17 protein-coding genes, 1 tRNA gene and 1 pseudogene are annotated in these 23,173 nt (G+C 47.3%); 9 read left to right on the forward strand and 10 right to left on the reverse strand.

Annotated features, from left to right (window positions below; translation table 11 throughout):
* Nucleotides 1-26: 26 nt before the first annotated feature.
* The 3 genes from DWV53_RS02985 to DWV53_RS02995 all read left to right on the forward strand — a co-directional run bounded on the left by DWV53_RS02985 (nt 27) and on the right by DWV53_RS02995 (nt 3,622).
* Nucleotides 27-100, forward strand: a tRNA-Asp gene (locus DWV53_RS02985).
* Nucleotides 101-158: 58 nt separating this feature from the next.
* Entirely contained in the window at nt 159-1,595 is a 1,437-nt protein-coding gene (locus tag DWV53_RS02990; RefSeq protein WP_118151552.1) for a sodium:solute symporter, read from the forward strand.
* Nucleotides 1,595-3,622, forward strand: a complete 2,028-nt coding sequence (locus tag DWV53_RS02995) for a M13 family metallopeptidase (protein ID WP_118151554.1) — start codon at nt 1,595-1,597, stop codon at nt 3,620-3,622. Before DWV53_RS02990 ends, DWV53_RS02995 begins: the two co-directional genes overlap by 1 nt.
* 63 nt (nt 3,623-3,685) lie before the next feature.
* On the opposite strand, the gene DWV53_RS03000 is transcribed toward DWV53_RS02995, so the two are convergent.
* A complete protein-coding gene (locus DWV53_RS03000; protein ID WP_118151556.1) occupies nt 3,686-4,603 on the reverse strand; it encodes a DMT family transporter in 918 nt (305 codons plus the stop codon).
* Between the two features lie 60 nt (nt 4,604-4,663).
* Nucleotides 4,664-5,407, reverse strand: a complete 744-nt coding sequence (truA, locus tag DWV53_RS03005) for a tRNA pseudouridine(38-40) synthase TruA (protein ID WP_022121063.1) — start codon at nt 5,405-5,407, stop codon at nt 4,664-4,666.
* Between the two features lie 223 nt (nt 5,408-5,630).
* Here truA and dapA point away from each other — a divergent pair, with 223 nt between their 5' ends.
* The 4 genes from dapA to DWV53_RS03025 all read left to right on the forward strand — a co-directional run bounded on the left by dapA (nt 5,631) and on the right by DWV53_RS03025 (nt 10,402).
* Complete coding sequence (dapA, locus tag DWV53_RS03010; RefSeq protein WP_117693154.1) at nt 5,631-6,518, forward strand: 4-hydroxy-tetrahydrodipicolinate synthase; 888 nt, start codon at nt 5,631-5,633, stop codon at nt 6,516-6,518.
* A gap of 31 nt (nt 6,519-6,549) precedes the next feature.
* Nucleotides 6,550-7,437: an AraC family transcriptional regulator gene (locus DWV53_RS03015; RefSeq protein ID WP_118151560.1), complete on the forward strand. Its 888-nt coding sequence runs from the start codon at nt 6,550-6,552 to the stop codon at nt 7,435-7,437.
* Between the two features lie 136 nt (nt 7,438-7,573).
* A complete protein-coding gene (gene uxaC / locus DWV53_RS03020) occupies nt 7,574-8,977 on the forward strand; it encodes a glucuronate isomerase (protein ID WP_117586887.1) in 1,404 nt (467 codons plus the stop codon).
* A 105-nt stretch (nt 8,978-9,082) separates the two neighbouring features.
* Nucleotides 9,083-10,402 carry a YihY/virulence factor BrkB family protein gene (locus DWV53_RS03025; RefSeq protein WP_118151562.1) on the forward strand — a complete coding sequence of 440 codons (1,320 nt, stop codon included), beginning with the start codon at nt 9,083-9,085 and terminating at the stop codon, nt 10,400-10,402.
* Nucleotides 10,403-10,461: 59 nt separating this feature from the next.
* On the opposite strand, the gene DWV53_RS03030 is transcribed toward DWV53_RS03025, so the two are convergent.
* Nucleotides 10,462-11,058 (reverse strand): phosphoribosyltransferase, encoded by a 597-nt coding sequence (locus tag DWV53_RS03030; protein WP_118065590.1) that lies wholly within the window; start codon nt 11,056-11,058, stop codon nt 10,462-10,464.
* A 181-nt stretch (nt 11,059-11,239) separates the two neighbouring features.
* On the opposite strand from DWV53_RS03030, the gene DWV53_RS03035 reads away from it, so the two are divergent.
* Nucleotides 11,240-12,139 (forward strand): YitT family protein, encoded by a 900-nt coding sequence (locus tag DWV53_RS03035; RefSeq protein WP_117693158.1) that lies wholly within the window; start codon nt 11,240-11,242, stop codon nt 12,137-12,139.
* 96 nt (nt 12,140-12,235) lie between these two features.
* Here the strand turns inward: DWV53_RS03035 and DWV53_RS03040 are convergent, their stop codons facing one another.
* From DWV53_RS03040 to DWV53_RS03065, 6 genes are read right to left on the reverse strand one after another with little or no spacing between them, the layout of a single operon-like run.
* Nucleotides 12,236-13,561: an IPT/TIG domain-containing protein gene (locus tag DWV53_RS03040; protein WP_118151564.1), complete on the reverse strand. Its 1,326-nt coding sequence runs from the start codon at nt 13,559-13,561 to the stop codon at nt 12,236-12,238.
* Nucleotides 13,562-13,611: 50 nt separating this feature from the next.
* The gene (locus DWV53_RS03045; RefSeq protein WP_259318895.1) at nt 13,612-14,961 is read right to left on the reverse strand and encodes a TlpA family protein disulfide reductase; all 1,350 of its coding nucleotides are present in this window, start codon (nt 14,959-14,961) and stop codon (nt 13,612-13,614) included.
* Between the two features lie 27 nt (nt 14,962-14,988).
* The gene (locus tag DWV53_RS03050; protein ID WP_118151566.1) at nt 14,989-16,545 is read right to left on the reverse strand and encodes a PKD-like family lipoprotein; all 1,557 of its coding nucleotides are present in this window, start codon (nt 16,543-16,545) and stop codon (nt 14,989-14,991) included.
* Nucleotides 16,546-16,563: 18 nt separating this feature from the next.
* Nucleotides 16,564-17,328: a DUF4843 domain-containing protein gene (locus DWV53_RS03055; RefSeq protein WP_118151568.1), complete on the reverse strand. Its 765-nt coding sequence runs from the start codon at nt 17,326-17,328 to the stop codon at nt 16,564-16,566.
* Nucleotides 17,329-17,369: 41 nt separating this feature from the next.
* Entirely contained in the window at nt 17,370-18,818 is a 1,449-nt protein-coding gene (locus DWV53_RS03060) for a RagB/SusD family nutrient uptake outer membrane protein (protein WP_118151570.1), read from the reverse strand.
* A gap of 10 nt (nt 18,819-18,828) precedes the next feature.
* The gene (locus tag DWV53_RS03065) at nt 18,829-21,936 is read right to left on the reverse strand and encodes a SusC/RagA family TonB-linked outer membrane protein (protein WP_259318896.1); all 3,108 of its coding nucleotides are present in this window, start codon (nt 21,934-21,936) and stop codon (nt 18,829-18,831) included.
* A 617-nt stretch (nt 21,937-22,553) separates the two neighbouring features.
* Here DWV53_RS03065 and DWV53_RS03075 point away from each other — a divergent pair.
* Nucleotides 22,554-22,808 carry a hypothetical protein gene (locus tag DWV53_RS03075; protein WP_117586890.1) on the forward strand — a complete coding sequence of 85 codons (255 nt, stop codon included), beginning with the start codon at nt 22,554-22,556 and terminating at the stop codon, nt 22,806-22,808.
* A gap of 155 nt (nt 22,809-22,963) precedes the next feature.
* On the opposite strand, the pseudogene DWV53_RS03080 reads toward DWV53_RS03075, so the two are convergent.
* Nucleotides 22,964-23,173 (reverse strand): annotated as a pseudogene (locus DWV53_RS03080) (N-acetylmuramoyl-L-alanine amidase); the annotation flags it as partial.

The raw sequence follows: 23,173 nt of genomic DNA on the forward strand, positions 1-23,173 counted from the left end.
CATTTCGACTCCTCCATAATAATAATGGTGCGTTAGTTCAGTTGGTTAGAATGCCTGCCTGTCACGCAGGAGGTCACGAGTTCGAGTCTCGTACGCACCGCAGAAACCTTCGAGAGTGATCTCGGAGGTTTTTTGTTTTTATTTAAATCTAAGAGAATATGGCTATCGTTATCACTGTTCTGGCATACTTCTGTGTGCTGCTGCTCTTCAGTCATCTTACTGCCCGTAAAATGGCAAGTAATGAAACTTTCTATCGTGCCAACCGCCGTTCGCCTTGGTATATGGTTGCTTTCGGTATGGTGGGTGCGTCTATTTCGGGCATCACTTTTGTCAGTGTGCCTGGCATGGTGATGAGAACGGATATGACCTACCTTCAGATGTGCATCGGTTTCATCCTGGGTTATTTCCTGGTTGCCTTTCTTTTGCTTCCTATCTATTACCGGTATAATCTCACTACGATTTACGGTTATCTGCAGCAGCGGTTGGGGGAACGTTCGTATAAGACTGGAGCTTCGTTCTTCCTCTTGTCCAAGATGACGGGTGCGGCGGTCCGTTTCTTTGTCGTCTGTATCCTCTTGCAGCGTTTCGTGCTCGATGGGATTGGTGTTCCGTTCTGGGTCACGGTTCCTGTCATGGTACTGCTTATCTGGCTTTATACGCGCAAGGGTGGCATCAAGACGCTGGTGTGGACGGATACCTTTCAGACGCTCTGTATGTTTGCTGCGCTCATCCTCATTATCTGTCAGGTGATGTCGGCGTTGGGCATGACTCCTTCCGAAGCGATCACTGCGATTGCTCACGACAGTCATTCCCGTATTTTTGTCTTTGATGACTGGATGTCGAAACAGAACTTCTGGAAACAGTTCCTCAGCGGTGTCTTTGTAGTGATTGTGATGACCGGTCTTGATCAGGACATGATGCAGAAGAATCTTACCTGCAAGTCGCTCCGTGAGGCCCAGAAGGATGTTTGCAGCTATGGTTTTGCCTTTGTGCCTGCCAATCTGCTTTTCCTGAGTCTGGGTGTGTTGCTGGTGATGCTGGCTCAGAAACAGGGAGTGGCTTTGCCTGATGCTCCTGATGATCTGTTGCCGATGTTTGCGGCTTCGGGAGTGATGGGAAACCTGGTAGTGGTACTGTTCACCATCGGTATCGTGGCGGCGAGCTTTTCGAGTGCCGATTCTGCTTTGACCGCCATTACTACGAGTCTCTGTGTGGATATATTGGGCAGGAAAGAGGATATGAAGCTCCGCAAGCGTATGCATCTGCTGGTGGCTTTCGTCTTCATGCTCTTCATCATTGCTTTCAAGGCGATTAATTCTACGAGCGTGATAGATGCCATCTACATCCTCTGCTCTTATACTTACGGTCCGCTGTTGGGTTTGTTTGCCTTCAGTCTGCTCACCAAGCGTCAGGTAAACGACCGCTGGTCGCCATGGGTCTGCATCGCCAGTCCGCTCATCTGCTTCGCCATCGATACCCTTACCTCGCAGTATGTGGGCTATAAGTTCGGCTATGAGCTTCTGATGCTGAATGGCGCCCTGACCTTTGCAGGTCTCGCTCTTATAAAAAAAGAAACAGTTAAATACAAACAATAATGAGAACAAAAGTATTATTCGCAGCATTGTTGCTCAGTGCAACAACTGCTTTTGCCCAGCAGGAGAAGTTGGGCTCCGGTATTGACAAGACCAACATGGACTTGACCATCAAGCCGGGTAATGATTTCTATCGCTATGCCGCAGGCAACTGGATGAAGAATCATCCACTCGATGCCGAGCATACCGACAATGGTGCTTTCACCGATCTCTTTGAGCAGAACCAGAAGCGCATCCAGGACATCATCCTTGAATATGCTTCCAAGCCACAGCAGAAGGGGTCACTCGGACAGAAGATCGGTTCGCTCTACAACCTCCGTATGGACAGCGTTCGCCTGAACAAGGAGGGATGGGCACCTATCAAGCCAACTCTCGACCGCATTGCAGCCATCAAGGACCGCAGAGAGTATCAGCTCGTTACCGCTCAGCTCGATTTCCGTGGCGAGGGTACCATGATGTATGGCATCGGTGTGGGCGCCGATCTTCGTGATGCCGCCAACAACCTCGTTGAGGTAGACCAGAGTGGTCTTGGTCTTGGTGTACGCGATTATTATGTAAACGATGACGAGCAGACCAAGAAGATTCGTGATGCATACAAGGCTTATATGAAGAAGCTCTTCCAGATGGTAGGCAACGACGAGGTTACCGCCCAGAAGAAGATGGAGGCTGTGATGGCTATTGAGACCCGCATCGCTAAGGCAAGCTATAGCCAGGTACAGCTCCGCGACATCGACAAGAACTATCACAAGATGACCTACAACCAGCTCGTGCTCGATTATCCTGGCATCGACTGGGGCAATGTGTTCCTGGCATCCGGTTTCCCTGCTTTCAAGGAAATTTGCGTGGGTCAGCCTGAACCAATCCACGAGGTTGAGAAGATTCTCGCAGAGACCTCTCTGGATGATCTGAAGACATACGCAGAGATCAAGGTGATTTCTGGTGCAACCAGCGTATTGAGCGATGATTTCCGTGCCGTATCCTTTGAGTTGAGCAAGGTAATGAGCGGTGTTCAGCAGGACCGTCCTCGTTGGAAGCGTGCTGTAAGTACCGTGAGCGGTGTGTTGGGCGAGGCTATCGGAAAGATTTACGTAGAGAAGTACTTCCCGGAGAGCAGCAAGAAGCGTATGCTCGACCTGGTTCACAATCTCCAGACTGCGCTTTCACAGCGCATCGACGAGGCTACATGGATGAGTGCTGCTACCAAGGCACAGGCTAAGGACAAGCTGGAGAACTTCATCATCAAGATAGGTTATCCTGACAAGTGGAAGGACTATAGCGGATTGCAGGTAGATGACAGCCTTTCTCTCTACGAGAATATGGCAAATATCTCTGAGTTCTTTACCAAGGATGCCATCGCCCGCAAGGTGAACAAGCCGGTAGATAAGACAGAGTGGGGAATGACTCCTCAGACTATCAATGCTTATTATAACCCAACTACCAACGAGATCTGCTTCCCTGCAGCTATTCTCCAGCCTCCATTCTTCGACCCTACAGCCGATGATGCGATGAACTATGGTGGTATCGGTGGTGTAATCGGTCATGAGATGAGTCATGGCTTTGACGATCAGGGCAGCCAGTTTGACAAGACCGGTAACCAGCACAACTGGTGGACTGCTGCTGACAAGAAGAATTTCGAGTCTCGCACCAAGATTCTGGTTGACCATTTCAACAAGATTGAGTTGGCTGGCAAGAAGGTAAACGGCCAGATGACCCTGGGTGAGAACATCGGTGACAATGGTGGTTTGAACATCGCTTTCCGTGCACTTCAGAATGTGATGAAGACAGAGAAGTTGGGTGTGAAGGATGGATTTACTCCAGAACAGCGCTTCTTCCTGGCATGGGCACGTGTATGGGCAGGCAATGCCCGTCCTGAGTACCTGCAGTATCTGATGACCGTGGATGTTCACTCTCCAAACGAGGCTCGTGTGAACGGTGCCCTCCCAATGGTGGATTCATGGTATAAGGCATTCAACATCAAGAAGGGCGACAAGCTCTTTGTTCCTAAGAACAAGCGTGCACATATCTGGTAAAAATATAAAACATAAAAAAAGTCTTGCAGGCTATATGCTTGCAAGACTTTTTTTATCTAATCATTACTTCGTTCCGAAATAGAGGAAGAGCATTCCGAGTAATACCAGGAGCAGATCTACGAACTTCGCCTTGAGATTCTTCTCATGGAAGATGGCTGCACCGAAGAGGAAGCTGACGATAACCGAACCGCGGCGAATCATGCTCACGATACTGATCATGGCACCAGGCAGACTCAATGCGTAGAAATAAACGAAGTCGGCTGCCGAAAGGAAGATACTGATGAAGATGATACTCCAGTGCCAGTGGAATGGGGTAGAATTCTTCTTGGTAGGCCACCATATCATCAGCAGCATGGCTCCCATGAGGAAACACTGGTAGATGTTGTACCAGCTCTGTACAATCATTCTGTCTAATCCTACACCACCATTCTCTGGTGAAGCCATCAGATACTTGTCGTAGAGACCGCTTATTGCACCGAGAACGGCAGCCAGTACGATGAAGTAAATCCATTTGTTGTGCTTGAAGTCGATACCCTCTTTCTTGCCGCTGCGCGAAAGCATGGCAAAGGAGATGATGGCAAGTATGACACCAATCCACTGATACAGATTCAGTACCTCGCCATAAACCAGCAGGGCACCTACGAGTGTCATTACCGGTCGGGTGGCATTGATAGGTCCCACGATGGTGAGCGGCAGGTGTTTCATGCCGAAATAACCGAAGATCCAGCTGCTCAATACGATGAAACTCTTGAGCACGATGTACTTGTGAACTTCCCATCCGCCTTCTGCTACATGAAACATCGTTCCATCCAGCGAATTTCCTGTATAGCTCATCACGATGAACGGCAGGAAGATGAGCGATGAGAAGAGCGTGTTCAGAAAGAGTACGGGAATCACTGCGTTACCTGAAAGCGCCTTCTTCTTGAAGGCATCATAAAATCCCAGCAGCGCTGCTGAGAGAAATGCTAATACTAACCACATTTTTTTGAATGTTAAATGTTGAATGTTGAATGAGGCTCGCGCCCTTGTGTTTCTAATCATTTAATCTTTGAAATCATACCCTACCTCTTCCAGGAACAATGCGTTACCCGGCATGCTTTCGCCTGCATCGCTGCGGCTTCCGTTGTGCAGGATATCGAGAAACTGTTCCATCGTAATCTTTTCTCTGCCTACATCGATGAGCGTTCCCACTACGGCTCTCACCATGTTTCTCAGGAAACGGTTGGCGGTAATCTCAAAATACCAGGTGGTAGGAGAGGTCTGTATCCATCGGGCGGCTGTTACATGGCAGATGGTGGTCTTGTTGTCGCCACCCGCCTTGCAGAACGCTGCATAGTCTTCGTGATGCAGAAAATGCTGAGCCGCCTCGTTCATCTTCTCGAAATTCAGGGGATAGTTCATCTGCAGTGAATAATGGCGCTCAAACGGATCTTTCTGCGTATGTATATAATAATGGTATGTGCGCGAGATGGCAGAGAAGCGGGCATGCATCTCTGGGGCTACCTCCCTTACTTCGTATACGGCAATGTCGCGGGGCAGGATGCGGTTCAGGCGGTATACCAGCTGGTCGGGTTCCATCGGAATCCTGTCGGTATCGAAGTGGGCTGCCATGTGTCGGGCATGTACGCCGGTATCGGTCCTTCCTGCTCCCACCACCTCCATTTCCTTTCTCAGAAGTATGGAGAGGGCGCGCTGCAACTCCTGCTGCACCGAATTGGCATTGGGCTGAATCTGCCAGCCGTGGTAGTTGGTGCCGTCGTAACCGAAGAATATGAAGTATCTCATGATGATCTTTGAACTTTTTTGTTTTTTGCTATGAACTTTGAGCTTTGATTTGTTCTACGTTCTTTGCTTAATTCGGGTGCAAAGTTACTAAAAAAACGTGAAATATGGTATAATAATACAGATTTTTTTCAAAAATGGTACAATCTTGAAAGAAAAGTTCAATTTTATTTTGCAAATTGACAATAATTGTGTACTTTTGCCAACGTTTTTGATATTATAGATTATGGCACAGAACATATTCAAGGGTTTAGGTGTTGCCCTTATTACTCCTTTCAACACCGATGGCTCGGTTGATTATCAGTCGCTCAAGCGATTGGTAGAGTTTCAAATTGACAATGGTGCAGACTTCCTTTGCATCCTTGCCACAACTGGTGAGGCTCCATGTCTTACACAGGAAGAGAAAGATAAAATCACAGAATTGGTGAAAGACGTGAACAAGGGTCGCATCAAGATATTGAAATATTGTGGTGGTAATAATACTGCTGCTGTCGTTGAAGAAATCAAGAACACCGACTGGAGTGGCATCGATGGCATCCTCAGTATCTGTCCTTACTACAACAAACCTTCTCAGGAAGGTCTCTATCAGCACTTCAAGGCCATCGCCCAGGTTAGTCCGCTGCCTATCGTGCTCTACAATGTTCCTGGCAGAACCGGTATCAACATGAAGCCTGAAACAACCTGCCGTATCGCCCGCGACTTCCCTAATGTGGTAGCCGTGAAGGAGGCTAGTGGCAGCCTGGAGCAGGTAGATGAGATTATCAAGAACAAACCTGATAATTTTGATGTTATCAGCGGCGATGATGCGCTTACCTTCTCAATGATTGCCAGTGGTGCTGCCGGCGTTATCTCTGTTATCGGCAATGCCCTGCCTAAGGCTTTCAGCCGTATGATCCGTCTTGAGTTCCGTGGCGAATATGAGCCAGCCCGTAAGATTCATCATTCTTTCACCGAGCTCTACAGTCTGCTCTTCGTTGACGGTAACCCTGCCGGCGTAAAGGCGCTCCTCAATGATATGGGCTTCATCGAGAACGAGCTCCGTTTGCCTCTGGTTCCTACCCGTATCGCAACCAAGCAGAAAATGAGCGACATTCTGAAGACTTTGAATATCTAAAATAGTGATTAGTTATTAATCATTTAGTACCATGGCAGAAGATAGAAGAATCATACACGAGATAACACCGCTGATGGGTAAAGATGTGCTCTATATTGCAGACAGGCATAAGAAGGAGTTTACTTATCCTATCCATAACCATTCGGTGTACGAGTTGAACTTTGTAGAGAATGCAAAGGGAGTAAGAAGAATCGTTGGAGATTCGCAGGAGGTGATAGGCGACTATGATCTCTGTCTCATCACATCGCCCGATCTGGAGCATGTATGGGAGCAGAACGAATGCCACAGCGATGATATTCGTGAGATTACCATCCAGTTTGATTTCTCCATGAGTGATGAAACGCTCTTCGGAAGAAATCCCTACGCCAGCATTACCCGTATGATGCAGGAAGCGAAGAAGGGACTCTCATTCCCGATGCAGGCAATCATGAAGGTATACGGAATGCTCGATACTTTAAGTTCCGTAAAAGACGGTTTCTATGCCGTACAGCAGTTCCTGACCATTCTCTACGAACTGTCACGCTGCGAAAATGCCCGCACCCTGGCTTCCAGCAGTTATGCCAAGGTAACGGTAGAAGACGATAGCCGGCGCATCCTGAAGGTGAAGAATTATATCTCCAAGAACTATATGGATGAACTCCGTCTGCCGGAGCTTGCCTCGCTGGCAGGCATGAGCAGCAGTGCGTTCAGCCGTTTCTTCAAGCTCCATACCGGCAGAAATATCTCTGAGTATATCATCGACCTGCGTCTGGGTTATGCTGCCCGCATGTTGGTAGATACCGCGAAGAGCATCAGCGAGATAGGTTTTGATTGCGGATTCAACAATCTCAGCAACTTCAACCGCATCTTCAAAAAGAAGAAAGGATGCTCGCCAAGCGAGTTCCGTGAAAGCTATCATAAGACAAGAATCATTGTATAATACAGCCAACGTAATCGTTTAAGTGAAATTATCAAAAATATTTCGCTTAAACGATTCTTTTTTCCGATATTTGTTGTATCTTTGCGCTACAATTTGAAATGTATAAATAAACATTTAAAAACTACGATAACGAATTATGAAGCAATTTATGGATGAAAACTTCCTGCTCGACACGAAGACTGCACAGGATCTTTTCCACAATCATGCGGCTAAAATGCCAATTATCGATTATCACTGCCACCTCATCCCTGAGATGGTAGCCAATGATCACAAGTTTAAGAGTATTACAGAACTTTGGCTCGGCGGCGACCACTACAAGTGGCGTGCTATGCGTACCAACGGTGTAGATGAGCGCTTCTGCACAGGTACTGATACTAGCGACTGGGAGAAGTTCGAGAAGTGGGCTGAAACAGTGCCTTATACTTTCCGTAACCCTCTCTATCACTGGACTCACCTGGAGCTCAAGACTGCTTTCGGTATCGATAAGCAGCTCAGCCCTAAGACAGCCCGTGAAATCTACGATGAGTGTAACGAGAAGTTGCAGTTGCCTGAGTTCAGCGCTCGTGGTTTGATGCGTCATTACAATGTAGAGTGCGTTTGTACAACAGACGACCCAATCGATGACCTGCGTTACCACAAGCAGACACGTGAGAGCGGTTTCGAAATCAAGATGATTCCTGCTTGGCGTCCTGACAAGGCTATGAACATCGAGAAGCCAGATTTCGCTGACTATATGAACAAGCTTGGTGAGGTAGCAGGTGTTAATCTCGTTACATTCCAGGATATGGTTGATGCTTTGCAGAAGCGTCACGACTTCTTTACTGAGAACGGCTGTAAGTTGAGCGACCACGGTATCGAGGAGTTCTACGATGAGCCATACACAGATTCTCAGATTGAGACTATCTTTGCCAAGGCTATGCGTGGCCAGCAGCTTTCTGCTCTCGAAATCCGTCAGTATAAGCATGCATTCCTCAAGGTTTGCGCTGAGATGGATCACGCTGCCGACTGGACACAGCAGTACCACTATGGTGCTATCCGCGACAACAATACACTGATGTACAACAAGCTCGGTGCTGATACCGGTTTCGATTCTATCGGTGAGTTCACTACAGCCAAGGCTATGAGCAGCTTCCTCAATGAGCTCAACATGGAGGGTAAGCTTACACGTACTATCCTCTACACATTGAACCCATGTGCCAACGAGGTAATCGCTACTATGCTCGGTAACTTCCAGGATGGTTCTTGCCCAGGTAAGATCCAGTTTGGTTCTGGCTGGTGGTTCAACGATCAGCTCGATGGTATGACCCGCCAGATGAACGCACTCTCTGTATTGGGTCTCCTGAGCCGTTTCGTAGGTATGTTGACTGACTCTCGTTCATTCCTCAGCTACCCACGTCACGAGTACTTCCGTCGTTTGCTCTGCAACCTCCTCGGCAATGATGTAGAGAAGGGCTTGCTTCCTAACGACATGGAGAGCCTCTCTCGTATGGTAGAGGATATCTCTTACAACAATGCTCGCAACTACTTCAAGTTCTATTAATCCATAGAACAGAAGCAATTTATACTAAGACAAATCCCTTCACGGCATCCCGGTGGTGTTGTGGAGGGATTTGATGTTTTATCGTGAAACCAATACTTTAAACTTATGGGGGTAATAGACAGAATACTAGGTTTTTACGAAGATATCAGAGAGTTCAATTCTTCTAATATCAAAGACTTTCGGGGCAGATTCAAGTCTTGGATCAAGATGGGTATGCTTGCCGGTCGCATCTTCTATCTCAAGGATATGTGGGCCAGGGATGTGGCTGCCTTGACTTTTGCCTCCTTCATGGCTCTGATACCTTTCATGGCTATGATGTTTGTCATAGCCCGTGGTTTCGGCTATGCCTCTCTGCTCGAATCCTGGCTCTCTACCACCTTCGAGGCACAGCCCGTTGTAGCGCAGACCATCGTTAACTTTGTACACAATTATATCGAGAATACGCAGAGCAACTACATCATCGGTACGGGTATCGTGATGTTTCTCTATACCATCGTTTCGCTGATGCAGAAGATAGAGCTTACCTTCGATGACATCTGGCATACGGGCGAGCGTTCATGGAAGCAGATTGTTACCGAATATCCTACCATTCTGTTTGGTCTGGGACTGCTGATTCTCTTTGCTTCGAGCATCAATGTATGGACGGTGAATATGGTGGATAATGTAGACAGGATAGCGGATATCGGCGATACCATTCCTTCGTTCATCCTTCATCTGGCGGCTTTTGTTCCGATGTTCCTGTTCTTCGTGTTCTGCTATTATGTCATCCCGAATACCTATATTCGGGTTCGCAGTACCTTGGTTCCATCGTTCCTGGCGGGTGTCTGCATGACGGCACTTCAGTATGGATATATCTATCTGCAGGTTTTTCTGTCCAGCTACAATGTCATCTATGGTTCGCTGGCAGCCATTCCGCTTTTCCTGTTATGGCTTCAGATTTCGTGGGCTATCGTAGTGTTTGGCGCCTTGCTTTGCCATACCAACCAGAACATCCATTATTATGATGGTGATTTGCAGTACGATCACCTGAAACTGGTGCAGCGCATCAAGGTTTGTGGGGTAGTGATGCATCTGGTATGTCGTCGGTTCAATCAGGGCGAACAGGCTTATACTCCGAAAGAAATTCATGATTTAACGAAGATACCTCAACAGATTGTCAACCAGTCGGTTAAGGAACTGTTACGTGCCCGTTTATTGGTAGAAATCCGGAATGGAAAGAAAAGCAGTTTTGAGGAATCGGTGGTTCTTCATCCGATAGAGAAGATAGAGCATCTTACCTATGGTGTGATGATAGAGCGCCTCTTCAGTTATGGCGAGGATATCTCAAGCCTTGCCGCATTGGAGTCGGATATGGCGATGTGGAAGGATATCGACATCGTGAATGCAGAGTTCATAGAAAAGGGAAAGCAAATCGCTTTCTGTTAATAAACGGTGTTTTTTAGGCACGGTAATCCGTGCCTGAAAAACTATTAATTTATAGTATCTTATTTCTGGTCATATCCGTCAGAAATCTTTTTTCCCAGTGCTAGCGCCAGTTCTACCTTGGCACCATATCCTTCCAGCTGATCGGCAAACTTGGCTACCGAATTGCCGGATGCGATGATGTCATCAAAGAGAATAATCTTTTTGCCCTGGAAGAAAGCCTCGTCGATATGGAGTTCATCTACAGGATCGCCATCTTCATCTACATCATGCGTGTAGCTGAAGGCAGGGTAGGCGTTGGTCATGCCCGTAGCCTTGCATATCTCCTCGCTGAACTCCTTGAAACGGCGCTTGGTATGCGCCTCAAGAGCTGCAGGAATGCAGACCAGGGTAAACTGTGCAGCCTCTTCGCCCAAAAGACTCTTCAGCTTGTCTGATACCATTCCGATAGCCTTCTTCAGGGCTTCCTGATGGTCCATCTCCGTTGTGAGCTCAGAGTTACCTTTAAAGTTGACGATAAGGTCGCGTTTTTCCCATTCCTCTGCTGTGAGTTCAAAAGTACCGAAGGCGCTGAATGCAGCGTAGTCGACAAGCCATTTGTAGTGCAGTCCGTTTTTCAGGACTGGCCACGAGTTGATTTCATTTTCGTAATTAGCCATAGACTAGAAATTTTTGATTATTAATAATGCATAGTTTCTGCAAAAATAGGAAATCTTTTCGAATTAAGGTGCCGGTTTCATAAAAAAGATTGGTTTTTTAAGTAATATTTCACGTAGCTGCCCTTTTTTTACTTATTTTTTAGTACCTTTGCACCGCATTTTAAGAAATACGTATATTTATATGACGAGAAAAACAAAACTTCATGAAATCCGCGACTACGTTATCATTGCCCTGGCGATGATAGAAGGTAGTATCGGTTTGAACATCTTCCTACTTCCCAATCATATCACGATGGGTGGTGTAGGAGGTATCGCTTCTATCCTTTGCTGGGGATTTGGCATCCCGGCATCTGTATCTTATCTGGCGCTCAATGTGTTCCTGCTTCTCATCGCATTCCGCATTCTGGGCTATAAGTTCTGTCTGAAGACCATCTATGGTGTTGGTATCTTTGCCTTAACTACCCGTCTGATAGAGACGCATACGGTAGGCATGACGCCGCTGCTTCACGACCAGCCGTTCATGGCAACGGTCATCGGTGCGTTCTTCATGGGCAGCAGTGCCGGTCTGGGTCTTTCCTGCAATGGTTCTACGGGTGGTTCTGATACCGTAGCGGCGATGATCAACAAGTATTGGAACATTTCCCTTGGTCATGCCATCATGATTTGCGACCTGTGTATCATCACCAGTTCTTATCTGGTATTGCGCGATTGGGAGATGGTGATTTACGGTTATGTCTGCCTCTTTGTGCAGTCGCTCTGTGTAGATCATGTGGTGAATGCGTTGCGCCGTTCGGTTCAGTTCTTCATCATCAGCGACAAATATCTGGAGCTCAGTGCAGCTATCAATACCGCTGCCGACCGAGGTTGTACGGTGATGGATGGTCATGGCTGTTACAGTGGCAAGGATGTCCACATGCTGTTTGTATTGGCGCGTCAGCGTGAGTCTCAGAAGATATTCCGTCTTATCGACGAGATAGATCCTACCGCCTTTGTCAGCCAGAGTGCCGTCATCGGTGTTTATGGCGAAGGTTTCGACCGTTTCAAGGTAGGCAAGAAGATAGGTTTGCCGAAGAAGAAATAGTTTTAGATAGAAAAAGCCCGATAGGAGAGCGTTACAGCTTCCTGTCGGGCTTTGATTATTGTGTATCTTTTAAGCAATTTGTAAAGGCTTAACCGATTACTTGTTCTTGTACTTGACAACTACCTTGTTGGCATAAATGCCTTGTGCCTGTGAAATGGCAGCACCTGTGCTCTGTATGGTCAAAGCGTTGTTCTCAAATGAACTCTCAATACCTGTTGTGGCTTTGATCATTTCTCCTGTCTCCATATCCTGATCATCAGCAACTACCTGATTTGGAACATAGGTAGATACCTTTACGTTGCGGTTGAGAAGGAAACCAAGGAATAAGTCATCACGGCTCATTAACCAGCTAAAGGTGTTCAGCAAATAATAAGGCTCTACGGTGTTTGGACATGTACGGATACTCTTATTTGTTGTGAACTCGTTAGTTAAACTTAGAGTATAAGCAGACAAGTTGCCATCAGTATAAGTGCTCAGGAAATTTACATCAGCATCATCTGCTGCACCTACCTGCTTAACGCTTGTTAGGTAACCGTTTGCATCGTAGCTCCATGTATAAGTTACATCTTCGCCTGTCATCATATCCATACCTGTACTGCTGATAACGCGACCCTGGTCATCAAGAGTATAAGTATAAGGATTATTCTCTACAGAAACAGTTTTCCCGTTGTAATTGAAAACCCAACCAAGATTACCATTAGAAGTAATTTCCTTGAGAGTTCCATCTTCATTGTAAGACATGTTGAGAGTTAAAACGCCTTCTGTAAGACCCAAGTATGGGGCATACATGTTGAGTGCCGTATTATCTGATACAGTAATGCTCTCAATCTGGCGTTTCTGGAAGGCATATACCTTACCCAACTCCCAAGAAGCATTGCCGCGAACCAGAGATACGGCATATTCGCCCTCTGCCAAATCAGCAGGAATAGTAACCTTTACGCCATCAGTTGTAACTGTTGTCTCTAATTTCTTGTCACCAACTACAATCTTGTCGCCCTGAGCAAAACCGATACCGGTAAGGGTTACTTCCTCGCCAATACCCATCTCGCCTGGCAATGACAAGGTAGAGATTGGGTTGTCAGCTGCAAGAAGAGTCATGCTGCCCAATGTCCAGCTATCATTACCTGTCTTCAATACTACATTTACCTTACCTTCAGTCATGGTGTAAGGAATGGTGAAGGTTGCACCGTTAGAAGACATCTTGGCATTGGTGTTAACCTCAGTTCCCTGCTCAGGCTGGAGATAAAGAGTCTGACCAGCAGCGAAACCGCTACCCTGTACTGTGACCTCGGCACCAATCTTTGCAGAAGTTGGAACCACTGCATTGCTTACTGGGTTAGTAGGCCCATCGTCGTCTGACGAACACGCTGAGAAAGTGATGAATGCACAAAGCATCAACATCATTGAAATCAATTTTTTCATAGTGCTGTGTTTTAATTAATTAATAAATATATTGTTTTTAAACTCTATTCCTACAACCCAGGCTGACTGTTCAGAATCTTCTCTGTGTCCTCGCTTGAAGGACGGGTCATGTCTGGATTCACGATTCTGCCGTTAGGATCGAGGAGGATGAAGCGAGGAATGCCGCTGATGCGGTAATCGCTCTGGAACTTGCTGCCCTTACCGATATAAAGTTGGGTACCGCTCAGTGCACCGCTCTTTACCCGGGCTGCCCACTTCGCCTTGTCCTGATCGATAGAAAGACCTACGAAAACGATGTTTCTGCCCTTGAACTTCTCTTCCAGTTTCTTGAGGAATGGCAACTCTTTCTGGCATGGTCCGCACCAGGTAGCCCACATATCTATATATATGTACTTGCCACGGAAATCACGGAGCGTCATCTCCTTGCCGTTTACATCCACACCCTTGAACATAGGTGATGGACGCCCCACAGCCGCTTTGTCCCATTTGGCACATGCCTTCTTGAAGATGTCATTCAGGCGAGGCGATGTAACATAGGTATAGTACAGATTCTGCAGATCGGTGATGTTCTCCACGCCATTACCTTCAACATAGGTGAAAGCCAGGAAATGAATCAGCGATTCGCGCACCTTGTCGCTCTTCGTATTCTCGCCGATATAGCTCATCTCTGCAAGCACCTTAGGATAGAGTTGGCGGATGTTCTTTCCCGCTTCATCAAATACGTGGGCTGTCTCAATCATATAGTTGCGATACTCATCGTTGTCGGCGAGATCATCATCCTCCTTCACATACTGGCGCAGGGTATCGTAATAGTCTTTACCCAATACCAAAGTGGTATCCTGAGTGAGATAAGTATGACTTACCGGATACATCAGGAAGGCATTGGCATAGAAGTAGGTGATTCTGCCTTCTTCCATCTTCAGGAATTTGTCGTCGGCAGCAAACTTGCGTGCCTTCAGCAGGCGTTTCATCGAAGCTATCTTCTTGTCAACGGTAGCCTTAAACTCGCTCCAAGGCTGGATGTAAGCCTCATTAGGCAAGCCGGTTAACTGAATCTTGTTCAAGTAATCGATAGCCTTCTCGTTGCCGCCCATTACGGCGAAAGTGTTGTCGAAATCGTTGGCATCGAACGAGATGGTTACATCATCGCCCTTCTGCAGATATACGTTCTTTGTCTTCTCGCCATAATAAACGTTGGCGTAGAGAGCATCCATGCCGTCGAGCTGCACGGTAGCCTTTCCGTCGGTCAGTGGAAATTCGTTGACGCTCATGTGGTAAACGAGTACTACATTGGAGAGCACCGGATTCTTGACGTCAAATCTAATGGTGATGCCCTCAGCGGCGTGCATGTTCACTGCAGCCAGCAGGAACAGAAGCAATGATAATATTCTATTCTTCATTTTTACTTTCTTTTTTAAAGTTGATGATTAGTTGGTACGCTCACGGTAAGTAGCATCTACAATCTTGCCGAAGCCTGAATAGCTGGTAGGTGTAACCTTAGAGAAATCGCCCTCTGCGCTCATGCCGTCGTAGATGCGGAGTGTACCCGAACCATTGCTGTTCTCTGAACCTACGATGAGATCGTAATCATGGGCTGAAGCTGAATTCTGATAGAAATTAAACTTCATCATCGTGATGGTTTCGCCGTTGAAACTGAACTGGCGCTCTGCCTTCAATGGTTTCTCTGAGAGGTTCACGCGATAAACGGTACCGCCTACAGCATAATACATGTAGTTCTTCTGCGAACTGAAGGCGAAGCAAGAGGCATTGGTGATGTCTTTGCAGTCGCTCAAGTCGCCGTAGTAAGCCTTACCCAGTGCAAAGGTGCAGTCGGCATAGCAGAGCATATCACCCAGTTGGATGCCATACAGTTCATATTTCTTTCCGCTGCGCAGGATGGTATATGTGATGCCCATCTTGGCATTTCCCGGGTCATATTTCGTATTCTCCATATACACGAAATCCTTGCCGGTAGGATATTCGCTGAAGGCTTTGCCGGTTATCATATCCGATCCCTTGTATCCGGTAGCTATCTCTTCCATATCCTTCATGCTGTGATAGGAAACATCAGAGAGTGAAAGGCCCGGCAGGAATGGACAGCAGGACATGAAGCACTTGTTCACATTATCATAAAGCAGATAGATGGATGCGTAAGAGGATGCTCCGATGTTGGCTCCTACAGCTGGTGCAAGAACAGGCTGCTTGTTGACGGCAGCGAAGAGTCCCTGGATACCCATGTTGGATGCCGAATATGCATAGCCGTTGCTCACAATCATTCTCATCATGCCGCTCTGGTCGCATACCATGCTCTGTGGCTTCAGATTGGTCTGCTTGGCTACCTCGTACTTGAAGTCGTAATCCTTCTGCCATACAAAACTGTTCTTTGACAGACGGGTGGCTCCGTCGGCAGTAAAGAGATAGAAAGGAGAGTCGGAATGTCCGCTGTTTGGCGCATACTGGATGCTGTATGGATGATTCAACTCAGGCATTCCGCTGCTCTTGAGGATGTCGAGATAGGTCTTTCCTGTAATCTTCGATATCATGTCGAGACGGGTCTTGCCGTTCACATCACAGAGCACCATCCAGCCTTCTGAAGAGGTATCGCTCACGGTGAGTGTATAGTTCTGCTGCCAGAAGAGTCCGGTCTTCTTCTCTGTTGCGGTGAAGTAGAGGGTATATTCTCCTGCAGGAAGCGTCATTTCCTGCACGAGATGTTTTTCGTTGCCAAGTACGGTTACCTCGTTGTTGCCCGACTTATTGATGACCTTCCACTCGTAGTTGTAGGCATCGAGGTTGGTGATGTTATCGCCCAGATTCGGGTCGAGGTCGATGTTGGCATGGGTGAGTACCGAGATGGTCTCAGGTACGCCGGTGATAGTAGGCTCGTTCAGACTGTGATAATCGTAGTTGCCCTCATCTTGCGAGCATCCTGCCATCATCGTAGCCATCATCAGAGCCGCTGCCATTATTTTATAATTTCTCATAATCTTCCAGTTTTTTTTTTATTCTCCATAGAAAGCCAGCGCATTGCCCTTTGCATCGAATGCATCGGCATCGTATGCCTCGCCGTTGTTGCGAAGTTTCTGCTGCTCTCTCACATAGCTCTGCATCTCAGAACTTACATAGCTCTGCATGGCAAGCGTCATCTTTGAATCGTCGTTGAAATCGGCTGGGTCCAGGTCGAGTACCTTGCAAGCCAGTTCGAACTTCTGCTGGGTGAAACCGCCGAGCAGATCGGTCTTCCATGCCTTTGGTGCCGTGGTAAACTTGTCAGAGAAGATAATCTGATAAGTAAGGGTAGAAACCACATCGCCGTTGGCTGTCGTCTCTTCGGTAACAGGAAGAGTGAAGTTCTCGTTAGGCTGCAGACTTACCTGTATATGCTTCTCCTGAGTTTTCAGGATGGCAGTACGTTTCAGCGTAATCATATATTCCAGTACGGTTTCGCCCGCTGGCATCTCAGCCTTTTCCGGCAGGATGTAGTCTGTGCCTTCCTGTGCATCCTCCGAGCTAACCGTGAGGGCTATCTCGCGAGGGTGGTCTGTAGGACGGCCTACCAGCTGTATCTTGACAGGCACCTGCATCTCATCGCCTTTCTGATAGACAAAGGTCACATTGGTGTTTGCCTGTAGGATATTGGTGTTGGAGCGATTGTTCAGGTAAACGCCGTTAATGTTCTGAAAAACATCCGGTTCCTGTTCGCTACATGAGCCTAGAGATAGGGCTGCCATCGCTCCAATCAATAGAGTCTTTATCTGATATTTCATATAAAAATCGTATATAATTAGTCTTAACTATAAACTCTTAACTAGTTCTCTGTCTCAGAGTCAGGCAGTGGAACCACGAAGATGAGGTCGCTTGCCTTTGGATTCTTGTTCGCGTTAGAAGAGGTGATGATGTCGCAGTTCAATCGCTTGTAGAGATAGAACAGCTGGCCTTCGCCATACAACTCGCGGATGTACTCATACTTCAGTAAATCAGGAGTCAGGGTCTGAAGGTTTGCTACACCACGGTTTCTGCGCAGGGCGTTGACATACTGTACTCCCTTTGCCAGATCGTCGCTCTGGCTCTCGGCTGCTATGAGGAACATCTCACCCAGACGTATCATCGGAATCATCGTGTTCTGGATGCTTCCGTTAGCCACCATATCGCTATACTTGTAGAAATAACGGTTGCTGCCTGTTGCTATCCAGTTGGCACGGTAACGGTAGTCGTCCTGATAGCCGCCGGTTGTTGCTGCACCGCCATATACGATGTTGCTCATCAGGTTATCGTCCATGCGGAACACATAGTTTGGCAATCGTGACGGATCGTAGAAATTCTTGTGAATCTTGCTGCGGCTGGTGTTGGTCAGTGCAAACAGTACCTCTGAAGAGAAGATGCGGTCAGGGTCGGCTGGCGAACCTATAACCAGACTCTTGTCTACGAATGGGAAGATGCCCTGGTCGGCAGTCTTGATGACATCGGTGGCATACTTGAACGCTTCGGTCTTATTGCCCATATAGAGATTCACACGAGCCAGAAGGGCCTCTACGGCATAGTAGTTAAGTCGGAGAGCACGGTAGCGCATGAAGTTGCTCGTACCGTCTTGCGAACCGCTCATCAGGGTTCCTTCTGTCTTCACCGGGTCGTTGGCAAGCAGGATGCGGGCTTCCTCCAGGTCGGCAACCACCTTCTCTGCCACCTCCTTGGCTGTGAGGATAGGCTCCGGACTGTTGGTCTGCTTATTATAATAAGGTATCGCCTTCTTATCGCTGTCCTTGGCATAAACCGGACCGAAGAGGCGTAGCATGTCGAAGTGCAGCATCGCTCTCAGCGCCAGTGCTTCTCCCTTTACGGCATAATAGTTGCCGCCTGTAAAGAGACCTTGGTTCTGGTCGATACTTTCCAGAATCTTGTTGCAGTTCAGAATCAGCGCATAAGCCTTGTTCCAGGTCTGGTCCAGGCGGTTGCGCCAGTATTCTGTGCCATACTGGTAGTTGGAGAGGTCTTTGTAGTTGCCCCATACGCTGTTGTCGGTACCGATGGCGTATGCACCACCCATCACCTCAATCATCTCTACCGACAGCGACTGACCGTAGAGTGCATCGCTGTTGAGGTCGATGTAGATACCGTTGAGCATTTTCTGGTAGCCTTCTTCTGATTTCTGAAGCTCGCCCTCCGATATCTTGTCGTATGGTTTCACTTCCAACCAGCTGTCGCACGATACCATCATCGTGCTGCAGGCTAAAATCATTGTATATAATATCTTTTTCATTGCGTTCTGTTTAGAATGTTGCACCTATTGAGAATGACACGGTACGGGCAAACGGATAGTCGATGCCTCGCTCAGCCTTTACAGTTGACCAACGGAAGATGTCGTTCATGTTGGCCTGAACGGAAAGAGCTTGCATGCCAAACTTCTTGGCGATGTTGAGCGGGAATTCGTAACCCAGATTGATTGACTCGCACGTAAGTGTATTCTCATCCATTACGAAGCGGGATGACTTGTCGGTTTTCTGTACCATCGAGATGCCCTTGAACTGGGCATTGCGGTTGTTGATGCTCCAGCGGTCGTAGAGGGCACGGCGGTCCTGGTTGTTGTAGATGTCGGCTGTTCCGATGTTCTCTACCTTGTCGAAGAGCGAACTGTTGAAGAGCTGGCCGCCATACTGGTAGCGGAAGAAACAGCTGAATGAGAATCCCTTGTAATAGAAGGTGGTTCCCAGCAGTCCCTCTACATCCGGTTCGGTATCGCCGCATACTACCTCGTCGCTGGCATCATAGGTAAACGAATAGGTGCCGTCGCGCTTGATGAACAGCTCCTTGCCGGTAGCAGGATCGATGCCTGCTGAACGTACTGCCCAGATGGCTGTTGGACTTCCGCCGTCGTAATAGCGGGTGGTGTTGTGGAGTCCTGTCTTTCCGCTCTCGTTCAGTGCGCTGAAGGCATTGCCGATGTTGGCATATTTCGACTTGGAGTGGGTGGCACTCAGCGAGATATTCCAGTTGATGCGCTCATGAGGCATATAAATAGGCGAGAACTTGATGGTGGCTTCCCATCCGTTGGTCTTCTGCTTACCGGCATTCAGAGCCTCGCTCGTTACACCCATAGAACCTGGGGTGGTGATGATGGCGAGCAATGGGTCGGTGTTCTTGATGTAGTAATCAAGCGTCAGATTCAGACGGTTGCCCAGCGTGGTGATATCGGCTCCCACGTTGTAGTTGATGGTCTCCTGCCATGCCAGATCGTTGTTGCCCAAGCTGTTGATGATGACACCGGTACCGAATACGTTGGTCATCAGACTGTTGAACATATAGGTGGTATAGGCCTGGTAGGCAGAGAAGTTCTGGTTGCCCGGATTACCCACAGAGGCACGCAGTTTGAGCATCTGGAAAATGCCGTTCTCCTGCATCCACTCTTCGTTGTGGATATTCCAACCCAGACCTACTGACCAGGTGGTACGGAACCGGTTGTCGGTGCCAAACATTGAGGCACCATCGTTGCGCAGGTTGAAGTCCAGCAGATAGCGGTTGTCGTAGGCATAGCCACCGTTCAGATAGAAACTGGAGGCATGCTTGATGCTTTCGCTGTAGCTTGGTTTGCCGCCTGTAGGGTAGTTGTTGGCAAAGGATGGGGCATCAAACTGGTCGTCGGTAAAACCGGTGGCTGAATAGCCATTGGTCTTGCTGGTGGTATTGCTGAAGTTGAAACCCAATACGGCGTTTATCTGATGCTTCTCTGCTATCAGCTTTCCGTAGGTGGCAGAAAGGTCGCCTTCGTAGTAGAGATATTTCTGCAGGCTGTGTTGGAATAGTCCCTTCTGGGTTGCTTCCTGGTCATCAAAGTCGGTATGCTCTGGCGAGAGGCGCTTGTCCTGGGTATCATCATACTTGGTGATACCGAATTTGCCACGCACACGGAGATCAGCTGTAGCAAACCATTCGGCGATGAAGTTGTTGGTAAAGCCGAAACGCTGTCCCTTGTCGTAGTTGTTGAGATGCGCATTCCAAAGTGGGTTTGATACAGGGTTGTCATTCAGCCCCTCTTCTGGATAGTAAAGATATTTGCTGATCTTGCCGTCGGCACCATACTTTCTGTAATATGGGTTGGCATAGGCATATTCCGAGAAACTAACGGTCGGGTTGTTGGTCTCCAGATAGTCGATGGAGAGTTTGTTACTGAACTGGAATTTGCCGGTGCGGTAAATCAGGTCGAGGTTTCCGCCCAGAGTCTGGCGGTCTGAGCCCTTCATTACGCCGTTCACCTGTCCGAAGTTAAGTCCCAGTCCGTATCTCACGTTGCCTTCTCCACCTTCGGCATATACGTTGTGCTTATGGGTGAATCCGGTGCGCAGAGGCACACTGAGCCAGTAGGTATCTACGCCCTGCTCGATATCGCGCAGACGGGAATTGTAGAGATTATCCAACTTGATCTGGTTGAACGGATCATTGGTATTGTCCTTGTATACGCCTGCCAGTTTTTCGAACTCCAACTTTTCGCGGGAGTTCATCAGATTGTAGTCTGAAAGGTCAGCGAAATCCAGACTGTAGTCGCCCTTATATGAAATCTGCAGCTTACCCTTTACCGGTGCTTTGGTCTCGATAACAACCACACCGTTGGCAGCTTTTGAACCATAGATGGCTGTAGATGCGGCATCCTTGAGCAGCGTAACCGATGCTACGCGGTTCATGTTGAGGTTCATCACGGTTTCCAGGGTTGTTTCGAAGCCATCCAGAATAAAGAGCGGCTGGTTAGGGTCGGAACCGTATTCCTCCTTCAGTCCCGCCACGCTCGACTTGCCACGGATTTCCACGTCAGGCATCTTGTTAGGGTTAGATCCTGAGAGTGCGTTGTCCATAATCTTGAAAGATGGGTCCAGGGTTTTCAGACTCTGGAGCACGTTCTGTGCACCCACGCTCTTGAGTTCATCGCCCTTGAAGGTAGCCGAAGAACCGGTAAAGCTTTCCTTCTTGCGTCGGTATACACCTGTAACCACCACATCCTTGATACTCTGGGCTTCAGATTTCATCATGATGCGGGCAAAGTCGGCATGGTTACTGCCTGTAAATCGGATTATTGTCTTTTTATAGCCGATGAAGGAGAGTACGATGTTGCACTCTTTCCTGACAGGCAGTTCGAAGTGTCCGTCGATGTCTGTAGTTACGGCGTTGGTTGTACCTTCGATAGCTACGGTTACACCAATCATGGGTTCATGGTCACCGCTATCGAAAACTTTTCCCTCTATCACTCCTTGCTTAACAGCAATTTCTGTTTGGGCTGCTGCGTTCCCATTCACATTCTGTGCCTGTATCGAGGCAAGGGATGGAGGGGTGAGGCAACAACCTAGCAAAATCCAGCGGCAAGCGCTAGGGGTAAACTGATTCTTTTGCATAAAGTTTATTTTTTGTTTCTCGTATTCTATTTCTAGTTTTTCTGCAAACTCTTGCTTTTTATTGTGCATGTTTCTGCAAGTTCTTGCTATATATAGTTTGCAAAGATAATGCAAATGAGCGCAATGAAAGCTTGCTTTTAAATTGCCGAGTGCAGCTTATCTTCTGCAAAGATAATGCAAATGAGCGCAATGAAAGCTTGCTTTCAAATTGCCGAGTGCAGCTTATCTTCTGCAAAGATAACATATTTTTCGAAAAATAACCTCTTTTAAATGTTAATTCTGCACTTTTTTTTTCACATTCTTACAAATTGATGCTATTTTTTCCATTTTCGTATATGATTTTTCTGATAAATAGTTCATATAACGCCGATGAAAAAGAAAAAGCCCCGCAGGAATACTACCTGTGGGGCTTGAATCAACTTAAAAAATAAATACAATGCAATCCAATTTTCTTCTGTCGTTGCGTATATTTGAGAGATTTGTACGATAAGCAGGGATTCGGGAAAAATTCCGTTATATGAGGAAAAAGAGTAAAATAATGCATTTTTTTTCAAATTCATTTGGCACTTTCAATAAAAAAATGTAGTTTTGCAATTGCTAAATAGAAAAAGATTATTATGGCAACAATTACATTAAGACCAGATGTATATGACAAAGCGGCAATCTTTGCAAGAAAAGATAAACTTAATATTGAGGATTGGGTAAATAAAATCCTGCAAAAAATTGTTGTTGATATATCTGAAAAGGAAGATATGAAAGCTCCTGCTGAGTCAAAAATGTTCAGTTGGGAAGAAATGGGCGGCATGTTCGCTTCAGATAAAAGTGATAAAGAACTGCGTGATGAGTATCTGGAAGAAAAATATGGGATATGAAAATCTTTTGTTGATGAGTTTCTTTCTAACACGCCTAGCTGACTTACGAGCCTGCGTTTATGTTCTTAAAACAGAAAAAGGGTGTGTCATAACTGCATGACACACCCTTTTTTTGTAATTTTCTTAGTTTAGACATCTATATCCTCTGGCTTCGGCTAGATGTGGAAATCTACCAACTTCAGCCATCGCTTGACATCAAACGACGGACAGTCTTTGTGAACGTTCGGCAAATCGCGGTGGCCCAGTATCTCTGCATCTGGATAGGAGAGGCAGAGGCTCTCCAGAAGTGAATACAGAGCCTGATTCTGGGCTGGAGTACGCGTGTCGGCAGGCTTGCCGTTCTTGTCGAGACCTCCCTCATAACA

The sequence above is a fragment of the Segatella copri genome (assembly GCF_003465495.1).
Lineage (GTDB): Bacteria > Bacteroidota > Bacteroidia > Bacteroidales > Bacteroidaceae > Prevotella > Prevotella copri_G.

Excerpts from the sequence above, each read along its gene's own strand:
- DWV53_RS02990 (WP_118151552.1), top strand. The coding sequence starts at position 159 with ATGGCTATCGTTATCACTGTTCTGGCATACTTCTGTGTGCTGCTGCTC.
- DWV53_RS02995 (WP_118151554.1), top strand. The coding sequence starts at position 1,595 with ATGAGAACAAAAGTATTATTCGCAGCATTGTTGCTCAGTGCAACAACT.
- DWV53_RS03000 (WP_118151556.1), bottom strand. The coding sequence starts at position 4,603 with ATGTGGTTAGTATTAGCATTTCTCTCAGCAGCGCTGCTGGGATTTTAT.
- truA (WP_022121063.1), bottom strand. The coding sequence starts at position 5,407 with ATGAGATACTTCATATTCTTCGGTTACGACGGCACCAACTACCACGGC.
- dapA (WP_117693154.1), top strand. The coding sequence starts at position 5,631 with ATGGCACAGAACATATTCAAGGGTTTAGGTGTTGCCCTTATTACTCCT.
- DWV53_RS03015 (WP_118151560.1), top strand. The coding sequence starts at position 6,550 with ATGGCAGAAGATAGAAGAATCATACACGAGATAACACCGCTGATGGGT.
- uxaC (WP_117586887.1), top strand. The coding sequence starts at position 7,574 with ATGAAGCAATTTATGGATGAAAACTTCCTGCTCGACACGAAGACTGCA.
- DWV53_RS03025 (WP_118151562.1), top strand. The coding sequence starts at position 9,083 with ATGGGGGTAATAGACAGAATACTAGGTTTTTACGAAGATATCAGAGAG.
- DWV53_RS03030 (WP_118065590.1), bottom strand. The coding sequence starts at position 11,058 with ATGGCTAATTACGAAAATGAAATCAACTCGTGGCCAGTCCTGAAAAAC.
- DWV53_RS03035 (WP_117693158.1), top strand. The coding sequence starts at position 11,240 with ATGACGAGAAAAACAAAACTTCATGAAATCCGCGACTACGTTATCATT.
- DWV53_RS03040 (WP_118151564.1), bottom strand. The coding sequence starts at position 13,561 with ATGAAAAAATTGATTTCAATGATGTTGATGCTTTGTGCATTCATCACT.
- DWV53_RS03045 (WP_259318895.1), bottom strand. The coding sequence starts at position 14,961 with ATGAAGAATAGAATATTATCATTGCTTCTGTTCCTGCTGGCTGCAGTG.
- DWV53_RS03050 (WP_118151566.1), bottom strand. The coding sequence starts at position 16,545 with ATGAGAAATTATAAAATAATGGCAGCGGCTCTGATGATGGCTACGATG.
- DWV53_RS03055 (WP_118151568.1), bottom strand. The coding sequence starts at position 17,328 with ATGAAATATCAGATAAAGACTCTATTGATTGGAGCGATGGCAGCCCTA.
- DWV53_RS03060 (WP_118151570.1), bottom strand. The coding sequence starts at position 18,818 with ATGAAAAAGATATTATATACAATGATTTTAGCCTGCAGCACGATGATG.
- DWV53_RS03065 (WP_259318896.1), bottom strand. The coding sequence starts at position 21,936 with ATGCAAAAGAATCAGTTTACCCCTAGCGCTTGCCGCTGGATTTTGCTA.
- DWV53_RS03075 (WP_117586890.1), top strand. The coding sequence starts at position 22,554 with ATGGCAACAATTACATTAAGACCAGATGTATATGACAAAGCGGCAATC.